Annotated in this window: 11 protein-coding genes; 2 read left to right on the top strand and 9 right to left on the bottom strand. The window is 61.9% G+C overall.

Annotated elements, in window-relative coordinates; translation table 11 throughout:
* Positions 1-66: 66 nt before the first annotated feature.
* A complete protein-coding gene (locus DTP52_RS03545) occupies positions 67-2,286 on the top strand; it encodes a heavy metal translocating P-type ATPase (RefSeq protein ID WP_109751885.1) in 2,220 nt (739 codons plus the stop codon).
* A gap of 211 nt (positions 2,287-2,497) precedes the next feature.
* On the opposite strand, the gene DTP52_RS03540 is transcribed toward DTP52_RS03545, so the two are convergent.
* From DTP52_RS03540 to DTP52_RS03530, 3 genes are read right to left on the bottom strand one after another with little or no spacing between them, the layout of a single operon-like run.
* The gene (locus DTP52_RS03540; RefSeq protein WP_109751884.1) at positions 2,498-5,545 is read right to left on the bottom strand and encodes an efflux RND transporter permease subunit; all 3,048 of its coding nucleotides are present in this window, start codon (positions 5,543-5,545) and stop codon (positions 2,498-2,500) included.
* Positions 5,542-6,606 carry an efflux RND transporter periplasmic adaptor subunit gene (locus DTP52_RS03535; protein WP_109751883.1) on the bottom strand — a complete coding sequence of 355 codons (1,065 nt, stop codon included), beginning with the start codon at positions 6,604-6,606 and terminating at the stop codon, positions 5,542-5,544. The genes DTP52_RS03540 and DTP52_RS03535 overlap by 4 nt, the downstream gene beginning before the upstream one ends.
* Positions 6,603-7,706 (bottom strand): efflux RND transporter periplasmic adaptor subunit, encoded by a 1,104-nt coding sequence (locus tag DTP52_RS03530; protein WP_109751882.1) that lies wholly within the window; start codon positions 7,704-7,706, stop codon positions 6,603-6,605. Before DTP52_RS03530 ends, DTP52_RS03535 begins: the two co-directional genes overlap by 4 nt.
* 126 nt (positions 7,707-7,832) lie before the next feature.
* Here DTP52_RS03530 and DTP52_RS03525 point away from each other — a divergent pair, with 126 nt between their 5' ends.
* Positions 7,833-8,993, top strand: a complete 1,161-nt coding sequence (locus DTP52_RS03525) for an AAA family ATPase (protein ID WP_109751881.1) — start codon at positions 7,833-7,835, stop codon at positions 8,991-8,993.
* A gap of 145 nt (positions 8,994-9,138) precedes the next feature.
* Here the strand turns inward: DTP52_RS03525 and DTP52_RS03520 are convergent, their stop codons facing one another.
* The 6 genes from DTP52_RS03520 to DTP52_RS03495 form a co-directional block, all read right to left on the bottom strand.
* Positions 9,139-10,020, bottom strand: coding sequence for a transporter substrate-binding domain-containing protein (locus tag DTP52_RS03520; protein ID WP_109751880.1), 882 nt, complete (start codon positions 10,018-10,020; stop codon positions 9,139-9,141).
* Positions 10,017-10,799, bottom strand: coding sequence for an amino acid ABC transporter ATP-binding protein (locus tag DTP52_RS03515; RefSeq protein WP_109751879.1), 783 nt, complete (start codon positions 10,797-10,799; stop codon positions 10,017-10,019). Before DTP52_RS03515 ends, DTP52_RS03520 begins: the two co-directional genes overlap by 4 nt.
* The gene (locus DTP52_RS03510) at positions 10,796-11,455 is read right to left on the bottom strand and encodes an amino acid ABC transporter permease (protein WP_109751878.1); all 660 of its coding nucleotides are present in this window, start codon (positions 11,453-11,455) and stop codon (positions 10,796-10,798) included. The genes DTP52_RS03515 and DTP52_RS03510 overlap by 4 nt, the downstream gene beginning before the upstream one ends.
* Entirely contained in the window at positions 11,436-12,101 is a 666-nt protein-coding gene (locus DTP52_RS03505) for an amino acid ABC transporter permease (protein ID WP_092446076.1), read from the bottom strand. Before DTP52_RS03505 ends, DTP52_RS03510 begins: the two co-directional genes overlap by 20 nt.
* Before the next feature lie 598 nt (positions 12,102-12,699).
* Complete coding sequence (locus tag DTP52_RS03500; protein ID WP_109751877.1) at positions 12,700-13,482, bottom strand: MetQ/NlpA family ABC transporter substrate-binding protein; 783 nt, start codon at positions 13,480-13,482, stop codon at positions 12,700-12,702.
* Between the two features lie 212 nt (positions 13,483-13,694).
* Complete coding sequence (locus DTP52_RS03495) at positions 13,695-14,630, bottom strand: sigma 54-interacting transcriptional regulator (protein ID WP_109751876.1); 936 nt, start codon at positions 14,628-14,630, stop codon at positions 13,695-13,697.
* Positions 14,631-14,637: the final 7 nt, after the last annotated feature.

Here is a 14,637-nt window from a genome sequence, read left to right as displayed (position 1 = left end):
TGCTTGACCCTATAGTGGCTACAGGGTCTTTACTGTGCAACAGGCACTTTTCACGGATGTAACCCGATGAGCGATTCCCTCCACATCCACAAACCCGTCCACGGCCATGACCACGGACATTCCTGCTGCGCGTCGAAAGCGGCACCGGCGGTGGTCAACCTCGGCAAGACGCCGACGGACGGTGCGCGGTTGAGCAGTTTTCGCATCGAAGCCATGGACTGCCCCACCGAACAGACGCTGATCCAGAACAAGCTCGGCAAGCTCGAAGGCGTGCAGCAACTGGAATTCAACCTGATCAACCGCGTGCTGGGCGTGACCCACGATTTGCCCAGCGACGCGCCAATCATCAAGGCCATCGAGTCCCTGGGGATGCAGGCCGACCCACTGACCCCAGGCCAGAAACCAGAAACCAACGACCTGCCCGCCCCAGCCAAGCCCTGGTGGCCGCTGGCGTTGTCCGGCGTGACAGCCCTGGGCGCCGAGGTGATTCACTTCACCAACGCCGCGCCAAACTGGGTGGTCGCGCTGATGGCGTTGGTGTCGATCCTCAGCGGCGGCCTGGGTACGTACAAGAAGGGTTGGATCGCCCTGAAGAACCGCAACCTGAACATCAATGCGCTGATGAGCATCGCCGTGACCGGTGCGGTGTTGATCGGCCAATGGCCGGAAGCGGCGATGGTGATGTTCCTGTTCACCGTGGCCGAACTGATCGAAGCCAAATCCCTGGACCGGGCGCGCAATGCTATCGGCGGCCTGATGCAAATGGCCCCGGAGCAAGCCACCGTGCAACAGGCCGATGGCAGTTGGCAGGTACAGGCGGTCAAGGCTATCGCCCTCGGCGCGCGCGTGCGAGTGCGCCCCGGCGAGCGCGTGGGCCTGGACGGTGACGTGGTCGCCGGACGCTCCACCATCGATCAGGCACCGATCACCGGCGAAAGCCTGCCGGTGGAAAAAACCGTCGGCGACAAAGTATTCGCCGGCACCATCAACCAGGCCGGCGAACTGGAGTACACCGTGACCGCGGCGGCCGATCACTCCACTCTGGCGCGAATCATCCACGCCGTGGAACAGGCCCAGGGCTCCCGCGCGCCGACCCAGCGCTTCGTCGATCAGTTCTCGAAAATCTACACCCCGGCGGTGTTCATCCTGGCCTTGGCCGTGGCCGTCATCCCACCGCTGTTCATGGGCGCGGCATGGTTCGACTGGATCTACCGGGCGCTGGTGCTGCTGGTGGTGGCCTGCCCGTGCGCACTGGTGATTTCCACACCCGTGACCATCGTCAGCGGCCTCGCCGCCGCGGCGCGCAAAGGCATCCTGGTCAAAGGCGGCGTGTACCTGGAGGGCGGCTACAAGCTCGACTACCTGGCCTTGGACAAGACCGGCACGCTCACCCACGGCAAGCCGGTGCAAACCGACTATGTGGCGCTGGACCCCACCGTGGAAAGCACCGCCCCGGCCCTCGCCGCCAGCCTCGCCGCGCGCTCCGACCATCCGGTGTCCCGGGCAATCGCCAACGCGGCTGTGGATAAGCAATTGGCCCCGCAGGTTGTGGATAACTTCGAGGCGCTCGGCGGGCGCGGCGTTCGCGGCGACATCGGTGGCCAGACCTACCACCTGGGCAATCATCGCCTGGTGGAGGACCTGGGCCTGTGCTCTCCCGAGCTGGAAGAAAAACTCTTCGCCCTGGAAAAACAAGGCAAGTCCGTGGTGCTGCTGCTCGACAGTACAGGCCCCTTGGCGCTGTTTGCCGTGGCGGACACCGTTAAGGATTCCAGCCGCGAAGCCATTCGGGAGCTGCATGACCTGGGCATCAAGACCCTGATGCTCACTGGCGATAACGTCCACACCGCTGAAGCGATCGCCGCCCAGGTGGGCATGGATCAGGCCCGCGGCGATTTGTTGCCGGAGGACAAGCTGCAAGCCATCGAAGACTTGTACACCCTGGGTCACCGTGTCGGCATGGTCGGCGACGGCATCAACGACGCACCGGCCCTGGCCCGCGCGGAAATCGGCTTCGCCATGGCGGCGGCCGGCACCGACACGGCCATCGAGACCGCCGATGTGGCCTTGATGGACGATGATCTGCGCAAGATCCCAGCCTTCATTCGCCTGTCGCGGCAGACTTCAAGCATCCTGAAACAGAACATTGCCCTGGCATTGGTCATCAAGGCGATCTTCCTTGGGGTGACCTTCGCCGGCTTCGCCACCATGTGGATGGCGGTGTTTGCCGACATGGGGGTGAGTTTGCTGGTGGTGTTCAATGGGTTGCGGTTGTTGCGCAAGTGAAAGCGCTCTCGCGCTGATTTTCGGCCCAACCCCATCACACTTTGTGGCGAGGGGATTTATCCCCGCTGGGCTGCGCAGCAGCCCCAAAAAAGCCGCCAACCCGGTGTTTCAGATTGATTGAGTTGTCCTCTGAGGGGCTGCTGCGCAGCCCAACGGGGATAAATCCCCTCGCCACAGGTTAACTCCCCTCCCCACAAAATCTGCGCACGGCTCAATCACGCTTGGGCTCGCGAATCTTGTACCAGGCCACATACAGCGCCGGCAGGAACAGCAATGTCAGCAGGGTGGCGATGATGATCCCGCCAATCATCGCGTAGGCCATCGGCCCCCAGAACACTTCCCGGGCAATCGGGATCATCCCCAGGCTCGCCGCGGCCGCCGTCAGCAGGATCGGCCGGCGCCGGTGTTCGGTGGCCTCCACCACCGCATCCCAGGGCTCGTAGCCGTCACGTTCATACTCGTCGATCTGGGTCACCAGGATCACCGAGTTACGGATGATGATGCCGATCAACGCGAGGATCCCGAGGATCGCCACAAAACCCATGGGCGTGCCCGTCGGCACCAGCGCCAGCACCACGCCGATCAAGCCCAGGGGCGCGACGCTGGCCACCAGGAACAGTTTCTGCACGCTGTGCAGCTGGATCATCAGGAAGGTCGCCATCAAGAACAGCATCAGCGGCACGACACTGGCGATCGGCCCCTGGGCCTTGCTGCTCTCTTCCACCGTACCACCGGTGGCGACTTTGTAGCCCACCGGCAGGCCAGCGGCGAACTTGTCGATGGCCGGTTGCAACTGCTTGACCAGGTCGGTGGGCTGGATTTCATCGCGCACCGCCGCCTTGATGGTGATGGTCGGTTTGCGGTCGCGACGCCACACCAGCGGCTGCTCCAGTTCATAGCCCACCGTGGCGAACGCCAGCAGCGGGATCGAGGTGCCGCTCGGGGTGACGATCTGCAGATTTTGCAGGGTTTCCGGTGAGCCGCGCTCGGCGTCTTCGGCCCGGCCCACCACATTGATCAAGTAGATATCGTCATCGACCTGGGTCACTGGAGACCCGCTGACGATGCTGTTCATCAGCCTGGCCACGTCATCGGAAGACAAGCCCAGTTGCCGCGCCTTGTCCTGGGCGATGTCGATGCGCAGCACCTTGCCCGGCTCGTTCCAGTCGTAAATGATTTCGCCGATGTGCGAGTTCTTGTCCAGTTCGGTAGCCAGCTCGATCGCATGCTTGCGCACCTGGTCGATGTCCTTGCCGCTGACCCGGTACTGGATCGGCCGACCCACCGGCGGGCCCATTTCCAGGGCCTGCACGTAGCTGCCGATGCCGACGAAGTCTTCACGCAGGCGCTTTTGCAGGCGTTCGGTGAGGGCGGTGCGCGACTCCAGGCCTTTACTGACGATCACCAGTTGCGCGTAGTACGGGTTCTGCAATTGCTGGTCCAGCGGCAGGTAGAAACGAATGGCGCCTTCGCCGATGTAAGTGCTCCAGCGCTCGATGTCCGGGTCGCCCTTGAGGCTCGTCTCCAGGCGATCGACGACCTTGCGGGTCTCGTCCATCGAGGCGTTTTGCGGCAGGTTGAGGTCCACCAGGATTTCCGGCCGGTCCGAGGACGGGAAGAACTGGTTCTGCACAAAGCGCATGCAAAACACCGCCAGCACGAACAGCAGCACGGTGATGCCAATGGCCCACCAGCGATTGCGCATCGCCCACAGCAGGCCACCGTTGAAGGCCCGGCCGATCCGACCCGGCTCGGCGCTGTGGGGTTTCACGTTGGTGCTGAGGATGTGCACGCCAATCACCGGGGCGAAGAGCACCGCGACGATCCACGACACCAGCATTGCCACGGCGATCACCGCGAACAGGGTAAAGGTGTACTCACCGGCGGAACTGGCGTTCAGGCCAATGGGCACGAAACCGGCCACGGTCACCAGGGTCCCGGTGAGCATCGGGAACGCGGTCGAGGTATAGGCGAACGTCGCGGCCTGGTCCTTGCTGTCGCCTTTTTCCAGGCGCGTGACCATCATCTCCACGGTGATCATCGCGTCATCCACCAGCAGGCCGAGGGCGATGATCAAGGCGCCGAGGGAAATCCGCTGCATGGTGATGCCGCTGTACTCCATGAACAGGAAGACCATCGCCAGCACCAGCGGAATCGAGCAGGCCACCACCAGCCCGGCCCGTATGCCGAGACTGACGAAGCTGACGAGCAGGACGATGATCACCGCCTCGAACAAGGCGCTGGTGAAGCCACCGACCGCCTCCTCCACCACTTCGGCCTGGTCCGACACGGTATGCACGCCAACGCCCACTGGCAGGTCAGCGGTCAGCTCGCTCATGCGCGCATGCAACGCCTTGCCGAAATCCTGGATGTTGCCGCCCTTCTTCATCGCGATAGCCAGGCCGATGGCTGGCGTGCCATTGAAACGGAACATCGGTGTGGCGGGGTCGACGTAGCCGCGACGGATGTCGGCGATGTCGGCCAGTCGATAGAAGCGGTCATTGAGCCGCAGGTTGACGTTGGCCAGGTCCTTTTCCGACTGGAATTGCCCGGACGTGCGCACGGAAATCCGCTCGGGCCCGGCGTCGATGACCCCGGCAGGCGTGACCGCGTTCTGCGATTGCAGGCTCTGCACCACCTGGCGTTGATCGATGCCCAGGGCCGCGAGTTTGCGCGTGGAGAAGTTCAGGTACAGCACTTCGTCCTGCTCGCCCACCATCTCGACCTTGCCCAGGCCCGGTACGTCACGGATCTCGGCGCGCACCTGTTCCACGTAGTCGCGCAACTGGCGCATCGACAAACCATCGCCGGTGAAGGCATACACCGAGCCGTACACGTCGCCGAATTCGTCATTGAAACCAGGCCCCTGCAAGCCGTCAGGGAAATCACCGCGAATGTCGTTGATCTTCTTGCGCACCTGGTACCAGATCTCGGGAATTTCCTTGGCCCCGGTGGTATCGCGCAGGTACACGAACACCGTCGATTCTCCCGGACGGGTGTAACTCTTGACGTAGTCGAGGGAGTCTAGTTCTTCGAGTTTCTTCTCGATGCGATCAGTGACCTGCTTGAGGGTTTCCTCCTGGGTCGCGCCGGGCCAACGGGTCTGGATGACCATGGTCTTGATGGTGAACGACGGGTCTTCTTCGCGCCCCAGGTTCATGTACGAAAACACGCCCATCAACAGCGCAACGAACATCAGGTACCAGACGAACGACTGATGCCGCAGGGCCCATTCGGACAGGTTGAAAGGCCCTTTCATCGTGCGTCCTCATCGAGTTTCACTTTCTGCCCCGGCTGGAGGCTGTTCACACCAGCGCTGACCACGCGGTCGCCAGCCTTGATGCCGTTGGCCACCAGCACCGAGTCGGCCGAACGTTCGAGAATCCGCACGTCACGGGGCGAGACTGTCTGGTTCTGCGGGTCGACCAACCAGATGCGGGCCTTGCCGTCGACTTCTTGCAGCGCGCTGAGTGGCAGCTCGATGCGTGGCTCGATGGTCGAACTCAGGGTCACGCTGATCGCCGTGCCCAGGCGAAAGCCGGGTGGTGTATCGGCCAGCGTCAGGCGCGCGCGACGGGTACGGGTGGCACTCTGGGCCTGGGGTTCGATCTCGCGCACGGTGGCGGTGGTATGAATGCTCGGGTCCAATTGCGCGGCGACCTCGAACACCACGTCCGCGGGCAGGCGTTCGACCAACCCGGCCGGCAGGTCGATCACCGCTTCCTTGATGTCCGGGCGGGCCAGGGTCACCACTTGCTGGCCGGCGGTGACCACCTGCCCGGCTTCGGCATTCCAGGCCGTGACGATCGCGTCGTGGTCGGTGCGCAGCTCGCTGTAGTTGAGTTGGTCGCGGGCCTGCTCCACCGAGGCGCGGGCCTGTTCGAGGGACGCGCCAGTGGTTTTCAAGTCGGTCTGGGCGATGTCCAACTGCGCCTGGGCGCCGACGCCACGGTCGAACAATTGTTGCTGGCGACGGGCATTGGCCTGGGCATTGATGTACTGCGCCTCGATCCGCGCCAGGTCGCCCTGGGCGGCGCGCAACTGGTTCTGCTGGTCGGTGGGATCGAGGGTGGCGAGCAGGTCGCCTTTCTTCACTTCGGCGCCGACATCGACATTGCGGCTGGCGATCCGCCCCGGCACACGGAAGCCCACGTTGCTCTCGTAACGCGCCTGGATATTGCCGGCAAACCGTCCAAGCGCCTGTTGGTCGAGGGCCCGAACCTCGACGGACAACACCGGACGCACCGGTTCGGGCGGTGCTTCCTCCTTGGAGCAGGCGGCCAGCAAGAGTCCGGCCGAGATCATCCACAAACGCTTCATGGCTGGGCTCCCGGCGTGGATTTTTCATGGGTGTTTTCAGCGATCTCGACGCGTACGCCGGGGTGCAGCAATTGCCCGCCGGCGGTGACGATTTTCTCACCGCCCTTGAGGCCGTCGCTGATGATGACCTTGCCGGTCAGGTAGCGGCCGACCGTCACCGTATGCAACTGCGCCTTGCCTTCACCGTCCACCAGCCACACGGCCGGGTCGCTGAGGTTCTTGGTCAGGGCCGACCAAGGCAGTTCGAAGGCAGTCTTGCCGGCGGACTTGGCAGTGGCGCTGACCACCGACCCCAGGCGCATGCCTTCGGGTAAATCATTGAGGGTGACCTTGACCTGCACCGTGCCGGTCTGGGCAGACACCGCCGGGGTGATCTCGCGTACCGTGCCAGTGGTCTTGATGGCGGGGTTATCCAGCAAACTGATAGTGATGGCAGGATCCGACGGCGGTTCGCTCAACAGCGATTCGTAGATGTTGAACACCGCGTCGCGTTCGCCGTCCCGGGCCAGGCTGAAGATCGGCTCCGTGGCCTGCACCACCTGGCCGACTTCAGCCTGGCGCGCGGTGATGATGCCCGGTGCCTCGGCAATCAGTGCGGTGTAGCTCAGTTGTTCACGAGCGTTGGCCAGTTGGGCCTGGGCGGCGGTCAGCGCACTCTGGCTGCTGCGCAGTTGGGCCTGGGCCGCGTCATATTCGCTCTGGCTGGTATAGCCCTTGGGCAGGAGTTTCTGCTGGCGCACGAAGGCCGCCGCACTCTGCTTGACCCGCGCCTGCTCGGCGGCCACCTGGGCCTCGGCGGAGTCGACATTGGTCTGCAAGTCGCGGGGATCGAGCCGGGCCAGTATTTGCCGGGCCGAGACTCGGTCGCCGACATCGACCTTGCGCTCGATGATCTTGCCGCCCACACGAAACGACAGGTCGGCCTGTACCCGCGCCTGGACATCGCCAGTCAGGGTCACCGAGGCGGCGTATTCGCTGGGCACGGCTTGCTGCACAAAGACCCGTGGCAGGGCTTTTTCCGCAGGCTTTTCATCACCGCATCCGGCCAGTAGCGCGCAAAGGCCCAGGCCAACTACCAGTTTGATTCGGGGACCAGCCATGCAGACTCCTATGCGCTGTACGGACGTACCAGTGACGATACGACTGTGAGCTTAGAACAGGGTTCAACGAATACAATAGGTGCCGCAGATCAGGCACACTGATCGCCTCCCTGTAGGAGCCTGCGCATGCTCAAGACCCTGGCGGTGGCCAATTATCGATCCATCAACAAACTGGTCATCCCCCTGGGCCGGCTGAACCTGATCACCGGCCCCAACGGCAGCGGCAAGTCCAATCTGTACCGAGCCCTGCGCCTGTTGGCCGAGACGGCCCAGGGTGGAGTGGTCAACGCCCTGGCCCGCGAAGGCGGACTGGACTCGACCTTCTGGGCCGGCCCGGAAGAAATCAGCCGCCGCATGCGCAACGGCGAGGTGCCGGTCCAGGCAGTTGTGCGCCAGGGCACCAAGCGCTTGCGCCTGGGATTCGCCGGTGAAGACTTCAGCTATTCGATTGCCTTGGGCCTGCCGGAACCCAGTCTTTCAGCGTTTTCGCTGGATCCGGAGATCAAGCGTGAATGCATCTGGGCCGGTCCGGTGTTTCGGCCGGCCAGCCTGCTGGTGGATCGCAACGGGCCGATGATCCGTGCCCGCGAAGGCCGTTCATGGGATGTGCTGGCCCAGCACACGCCGACCTTCGACAGCCTGTTCGACCAGGTCGGCAGCCTGCGCACTTCGCCGGAGGTCCTGCAGATGCGCGAGTTCATTCGTCGCTGGCGCTTCTACGACCATTTCCGCAGCGACGCCGACGCGCCAGTGCGCCAACCGCAACTGGGCACCCGCACGCCGGTACTGCACCACGACGGACGCGACCTGGCCGCCGCGCTGCAGACCATCCTTGAAATCGGTGACGTCGAGGCCTTGCATGCCGCCATCGGCGACGCGTTCCCCGGTGCCCACCTGCGCATCGAGAAACTGCAAGGCGGACGTTTCGCCATCGCGTTCCAACAGCACGGCCTGCTTCGGCCGCTGTCCGCCGCCGAACTGTCCGACGGAACCCTGCGCTATCTGTTACTGGTGGCCGCCCTGCTCACCCCGCGCCCACCCTCGCTGATGGTGCTCAACGAACCGGAAACCAGCTTGCACCCGGATCTGTTGCCGGCCTTGGCGCGGTTGATCATCCGCGCTTCAGCCAATTGCCAGGTCTGGGTGGTGTCCCACGCCACGCGCCTGATCGCCGCACTGGAGCAGGATGAGGACTGCAATTGCATCGTGCTGGAAAAGGAGCTTGGACAGACCGGGATTGTCGGGCAGCGGGCGCTGGATGAACCGGCTTGGCATTGGCCGGATTAATCAGCGCCAGATAAACCGAATCGCGAGCAGGCTCGCTCCCACAGGGGGAATGGTGCTCGACCGCAAATCTTCCGCCCTCCGCCGGCCAATGTGGGAGCGAGCCTGCTCGCGATGCGGTCCTTGAGGCGCTGCAACTGTCAGGAAATCAACCCTGCCATTTGCCACCCTCGACAATCACGCTCTCAGGCTTGGTGTCATCGCTCAATTCCTTGCGCACGTACTGGTCGTACAGCTTGAGCAGGTATTTCTCTTCACCCAACTTCGCCAACTCGGCATTGACCCAATCACGCAGCTCGACATTGCCCTTCTTCACCGCCGGCGCAATCGGCGCTTCGGCGCCCAGTGTCTGCGCCAGCACGCGATAGCCGGGGTTCTGCTTGGCCCAACTGAACAGCACCAGGTTGTCCTGGGCATAGGCGTCGCCACGACCGTTGGCCAGGGCTTGCAAGGACTCGGAGTTCTTCTCGAACTTGAGCAGTTTCCAATCCGGGTGATTCTTGGTCAGCCAGATATCCGCCGTGGTGCCGGTGGTGACAATGGTGGTACGGGTCGCCAGGTCATCGAGGCTTTTCACTTCGCTGGCCTGTGGCACCAGTGCCTGCACGGCGACTTTCAGATTCGGGTTGGTGAACTCCACCGCTTCCTTGCGCTCCGGGGTCACGGTCATGTTGGCCAGGATCAGGTCGACCTTGTCACTTTGCAGGAACGGAATCCGGCTCGCCGGCTCGACCGCGACGAACTCGACCTTGTTTTCATCGCCGAGCAGGTCCTTGGCGAATCGACGGCCAATGTCGGTATCGAAGCCGACATAACGCCCGGCCTCATCGACGAAGCCAAACGGTGGCTTGTCGGTGAAGACCCCGACGATCAATTTATCCCGCGCCTTGATTTTGTCCAGGTAGCTGGCCGGCGCGGTGCTTTGGCTTGCGGTTTTCGGCTTTGGCGGTTCTTCGGTTTTATTGCAGCCGGCCAGCAGTGCAAGACCGAGCAGCGGCAGTAGCAGCAGAGAAGACTTGGCAGTTTTCATGACAGTTGCAGTTCCTTTGTTTGAGTCGTTTTGGGTAGTGCGGCGACGTAGGAGAACTTCTCCAGGAACTGCTGCGCTCGTGCGGTTTGCGGGTTCGTAAAGAAAATCTCGGGAGGGTTTTGTTCAAGGATTCGCCCGGCATCCATGAACACAATGCGGTCAGCCACGGCCCGGGCGAAGGCCATTTCGTGGGTGACGATCAACAGCGTCATGCCTTCGCGGGCCAGGCCCTGGATGACCTCCAGCACTTCCTTGACCATTTCCGGGTCGAGGGCGGCGGTGACCTCGTCGAACAACATGACCTTGGGGTTCATGCACAGCGAGCGAACGATGGCGATGCGTTGCTGCTGGCCGCCGGAGAGCTGGCGTGGAAAGGCATCGCGCTTGTCCAGCAGGCCCACCCGGGCCAGCAGGGCTTCGGCCTGGTCGCGCGCTTCGCGGCGGTCGCGTTTCTGTACTTTGACCGGGCCGAGCAGCAGGTTATCGAGCACACTCATGTGCGGGAACAGATGGTAGCTCTGGAACACCATGCCGATCCGCTGTCGTACTTCACGCCAGTCGGTGCTTTTGTCCAGCAACTCGCGACCGGCGAATCTCAGGCTGCCGCTGTGGGCCGCTTCCAGCCCATTGAGGCAACGCAGCAAGGTACTTTTGCCGCACCCACTGGGGCCGAGGACGACGATCACTTCGCCGGCCTTCACTTGCAGGTCGATGCGGTCCAGCACCTGCTGCTCGCCGAAAAACTTGTTGAAACCCTTGAACTCGATCAATGCGCTCATGCTTGCGTCCAGCGCCGCTCCAGCACGCGCGAGGCGGCCGAGAGCGGGTAGCAGATGAAAAAGAAAAACAGGAATAGCGCGCCGTAGATCAGCACGGATTCATAGGTACGCTCGATGATCTGCTGGCCGACCTTGATCACATCCACCACGCCGATCAGCACGGCCAGGGAGCTGGTCTTGATGATGCGCGTGTAGACGTTGATGGTTGGCGGCGTCATGCGTTTGAGCGCTTGCGGCAGCAGTACATGGCCGTAGAGTTGCGGACCGTTCAGGCCAATGGACAAGCCCGCCTCGCGCTGGCCGCGCGGCAACGAATGCAAGGCGCCGCGCACCACTTCCCCGACTTCACTGGCGCCCCACAACGACAGCACCAGCACCGCGCACCAAAAACTTGGAAGACTCAGGCCGAAAAAGATCGGCAGGCCGAAGAACAGCAAATACAACCAGACCAGCACCGGGATCGCCCGGAACAATTCCAGGTAGACCCGCAGGACGACGTCCAGCCACTTCACGCCCAACGTACGCAACACGCCGTAAAGCACGCCGCCAACGGTGCTGATGGCGATGCTCAGCAAGGAAATCGACAGGGTTTGCGCAGCGCCCTTGCCCAGTTGCGGCAATGACACCCACAACAATTCAAGACCCGAACTGGCCATGCTGGAGCCTCCTTTCCAGACGGCTGAGCAGCAGCGACAACGGCAAAAACAGCAGCACGCAAATCAGCGTCAGCACGGCGAGCATTTCGTAGGTCTTGTAATAGAGCGCGATGTAGCTTTTGGTGGTGTAGAGAATCTCCGGCACCGCTACGGCCGAGACCACGGTGGTCTCCTTCAGCAGGAAAATGAAGTTGGCGAACAGCGATGGCAGGCTGAGGATCCCGGCCTGCGGCAGGATCACGTAGCGCAACAACTGCCCATGGGACAGCCCGATGGAGCGACCGGATTCCAATTGCGCCTGGGGCACCGCGTCCACACCCGCACGCAACACTTCCGTGAGGTAGGCACCGCCCAGGAACGTCATGGTAATGATCGCCGCCGCAAACCCCGAGACCTTGATACCCAGCGCTGGCAAGGCAAAGTAGACGAAGAACAGCTGGATGAGCAGCGGCGTGTTGCGCGCCAGTTCCACATACAGCCCCACCAGGCGTTGCAGGTAAGGTGTGCGCGACACCAGGATCGTTGCGTTGACCAGCGCCACCAGCAGCGATGTGGCGATGGCGATAAGGCCGACCTGCAGCGTCACGCCCACGGCCTTGAGAAACGCCGGGAGGGTGCTGAGGATAAAAGCGTAATCGAAGTTCATTGAACATCCTGGACGCCGCTCGGTAAGCGGCGGTAGTGCGGTCCATGGGCAGCGGATAGCTGCTCGGCAGGAGCTGACTTTAAAGGTATAAGAAGCGCAATTTAAATACCGTTAAAGCATATTGATATCACACAAAAAACTATTCCCTCGATTTGCCGCGATGGGCAAAGCCGACTATTTTTCTTTGCGTCGCAGGGAGGACTTTTGTCCGAAATCCCCGAACCATTACAAGGAAGAAGACATGGCTGACGTAAAAGTGCCGCAGCGACTGGAACCGCAGGAAATACTGAAATTGTTGGTGGCGTTGCGCAGGGCGTTGAAGACCAGGGTGGCCTGACAACTAGTGTGGCGAGGGGATTTATCCCCGCTGGGTTGCGCAGCAGCCCCAAAGCCTGAAGGCGCAGTGCGTCAGATCCAGCGAACCCATCCAGTCCACGGGTCTGCTGCGCAACCCAGCGGGGATAAATCCCCTCGCCACAGGACAGGTTCGACTCGTCTCAAATAAATAACCTCCCCCCACGGGATCTCGAGCACAAAAAAACGCCGACGCTGTATCAGCCGTCGGCGCTTGAAACCGTGAAAGGGTTTAGTGCACCAATCAGAACGCCGGCAGTACCGCGCCGCTGTATTTCTTCTCGATGAACGCCTTCACTTCCGGGCTGGTCAAGGCCTTGGCCAGTTTCTGGATGGCCGGGCTGTCCTTGTTGTCCGGACGGGCTACCAGGAAGTTGACGTAAGGCGAATCCGCACCTTCGATCACCAAGGCATCCTTGGCCGGGTTAAGACCCGCTTCCAGGGCATAGTTGGTGTTGATCAGGTCCAGGTCGACCTGGTCCAGCACACGCGGCAGCATGGCCGATTCCAGCTCCTTGAACTTGAAGTTGTGCGGGTTCTTGGCGATATCTTTCGGGGTCGCCAAAGCGTTTTTCGGGTCTTTCAACTCGATCAGGCCAGCCTTTTGCAGCAGGATCAGGGCACGGCCGCTGTTACTGCCTTCGTTGGGCAGCGCGATGGTCGCGCCGTTTGGCAGATCAGCCAGCTTCTTGTACTTCTTCGAGTAGCCGCCGAACGGTTCGACGTGAACGCCGATCACGGTCACCAGGTTGGTGCCTTTACCTTCGTTGAAGTTTTTCAGGTACGGCAGGGTCTGGAAGTAGTTGGCATCCAGGCGCTTCTGGTCAACCTGGACGTTGGGCTGGACGTAGTCGGTGAAGACCTTGATCTCCAAGTCAACACCTTCTTTGGCCAGGGCTGGCTTGATCAGTTCAAGGATCTCGGCGTGAGGCACCGGGGTAGCCGCCACTACCAGTTTTTCCGCGGCCTGGGCCAGGCCCGAGGTCAGGGCTGCCGCCAATGCGGTGAACAACAGAACCTTTTTCATGCAGTGTCCTTATCGAAAATCACTGTCGTCATGGACGACGGCCAAATGTGGGAGTGCCAGTGAAGTGCTATCGCTGGCGTGAGGCGGACAATACCGATATTTTTTATTCCTTAACAATATCTTTTATTCAAGTTCATATTCATTTTACTCATATAGAAAAACACCACTTTGTGGCAAGGGGATTTATCCCCTCGCCACAATTCCGGTGTTCTCTATAGCGCTTGGCTCAACTGATTGAGCAGCGCCTTGAGGGCCGTGCGCTCGGCGGCCGTGCCTTGTGCAACGACCTGCGCCACCTGGCGGTCGATCGATTCCAGGGCCGATGACTGGGACGGCAAATTCAAGTGCTCCGGCAAGATTTCATCCCCCGTGCTCACCAGCAACGCGAAGTGAATGACGTTTTCCAGCTCACGGGTATTGCCCGGCCAACTGTGCTGTTCAAGGGCATGCTGTGCCGCCTCGCTGATCAGCGGCACGCTGAGGCCGAGCCGCTGGCTATAGATGCCCAGGAAATATTCGGCCAGGGACAGGATATCGCCCACCCGCTCGCGCAGGGCCGGCAGCTCGAGCTGGCCTTCGCCAAGGTAGTGGTAGAGCCGTTCGTGGAATTTCCCGGCCGCCACCGCTTGGGCCAGATCGATGCTGGTGGCTGCCACCAGACGGACATCCACCGGACTGGGCTGATGTGCACCAACACGGGTGACTTCGTGGTTTTCCAGGGCAGCCAGCAACTTGATCTGGATTGGCAGTGGCAGATCACCGATCTCATCCAGGTAAAGGGTGCCACCATTGGCCGAACCAAACCAACCGGCCCGACTGCTGGCCGAGCCGCTGTAGCTGCCGGCGGCATAGCCGAACAGTTCGGCGTCGGCGTAGGTCGGGCTGATGGCGCCGCAATTGACCGAGACGAACAACCCTCCGCGATCACTTGCGCGATGGATATGCCGGGCAAGCAGCTCCTTGCCGCTCCCGGTTTCGCCACGTATCAGCACCGAGATCGCACGCGGCGCCAATTGCTCCAACTCCTGGCGCAACTGCCGCGAACGGGGGTCGACAAACACCAGCGCCTTGGCGCGAATGCTCAGGGGGCTTTTTTCCGCATCGGGAAAGGTCAGCAATGGCTGACCGAAGGTTTCATGCAAACTCATGGCAGGC

It is taken from the genome of Pseudomonas sp. 43mfcvi1.1 (assembly GCF_900115935.1).
In the GTDB taxonomy this organism is placed as follows: Bacteria; Pseudomonadota; Gammaproteobacteria; order Pseudomonadales; family Pseudomonadaceae; genus Aquipseudomonas; species Aquipseudomonas bijieensis.
The sequence above is the reverse complement of the archived record's forward strand: the minus strand, read 5'-3'. Positions and strand labels throughout refer to the sequence as shown.

Excerpts from the sequence above, each read along its gene's own strand:
- DTP52_RS03545 (WP_109751885.1), top strand. The coding sequence starts at position 67 with ATGAGCGATTCCCTCCACATCCACAAACCCGTCCACGGCCATGACCAC.
- DTP52_RS03540 (WP_109751884.1), bottom strand. The coding sequence starts at position 5,545 with ATGAAAGGGCCTTTCAACCTGTCCGAATGGGCCCTGCGGCATCAGTCG.
- DTP52_RS03535 (WP_109751883.1), bottom strand. The coding sequence starts at position 6,606 with ATGAAGCGTTTGTGGATGATCTCGGCCGGACTCTTGCTGGCCGCCTGC.
- DTP52_RS03530 (WP_109751882.1), bottom strand. The coding sequence starts at position 7,706 with ATGGCTGGTCCCCGAATCAAACTGGTAGTTGGCCTGGGCCTTTGCGCG.
- DTP52_RS03525 (WP_109751881.1), top strand. The coding sequence starts at position 7,833 with ATGCTCAAGACCCTGGCGGTGGCCAATTATCGATCCATCAACAAACTG.
- DTP52_RS03520 (WP_109751880.1), bottom strand. The coding sequence starts at position 10,020 with ATGAAAACTGCCAAGTCTTCTCTGCTGCTACTGCCGCTGCTCGGTCTT.
- DTP52_RS03515 (WP_109751879.1), bottom strand. The coding sequence starts at position 10,799 with ATGAGCGCATTGATCGAGTTCAAGGGTTTCAACAAGTTTTTCGGCGAG.
- DTP52_RS03510 (WP_109751878.1), bottom strand. The coding sequence starts at position 11,455 with ATGGCCAGTTCGGGTCTTGAATTGTTGTGGGTGTCATTGCCGCAACTG.
- DTP52_RS03505 (WP_092446076.1), bottom strand. The coding sequence starts at position 12,101 with ATGAACTTCGATTACGCTTTTATCCTCAGCACCCTCCCGGCGTTTCTC.
- DTP52_RS03500 (WP_109751877.1), bottom strand. The coding sequence starts at position 13,482 with ATGAAAAAGGTTCTGTTGTTCACCGCATTGGCGGCAGCCCTGACCTCG.
- DTP52_RS03495 (WP_109751876.1), bottom strand. The coding sequence starts at position 14,630 with ATGAGTTTGCATGAAACCTTCGGTCAGCCATTGCTGACCTTTCCCGAT.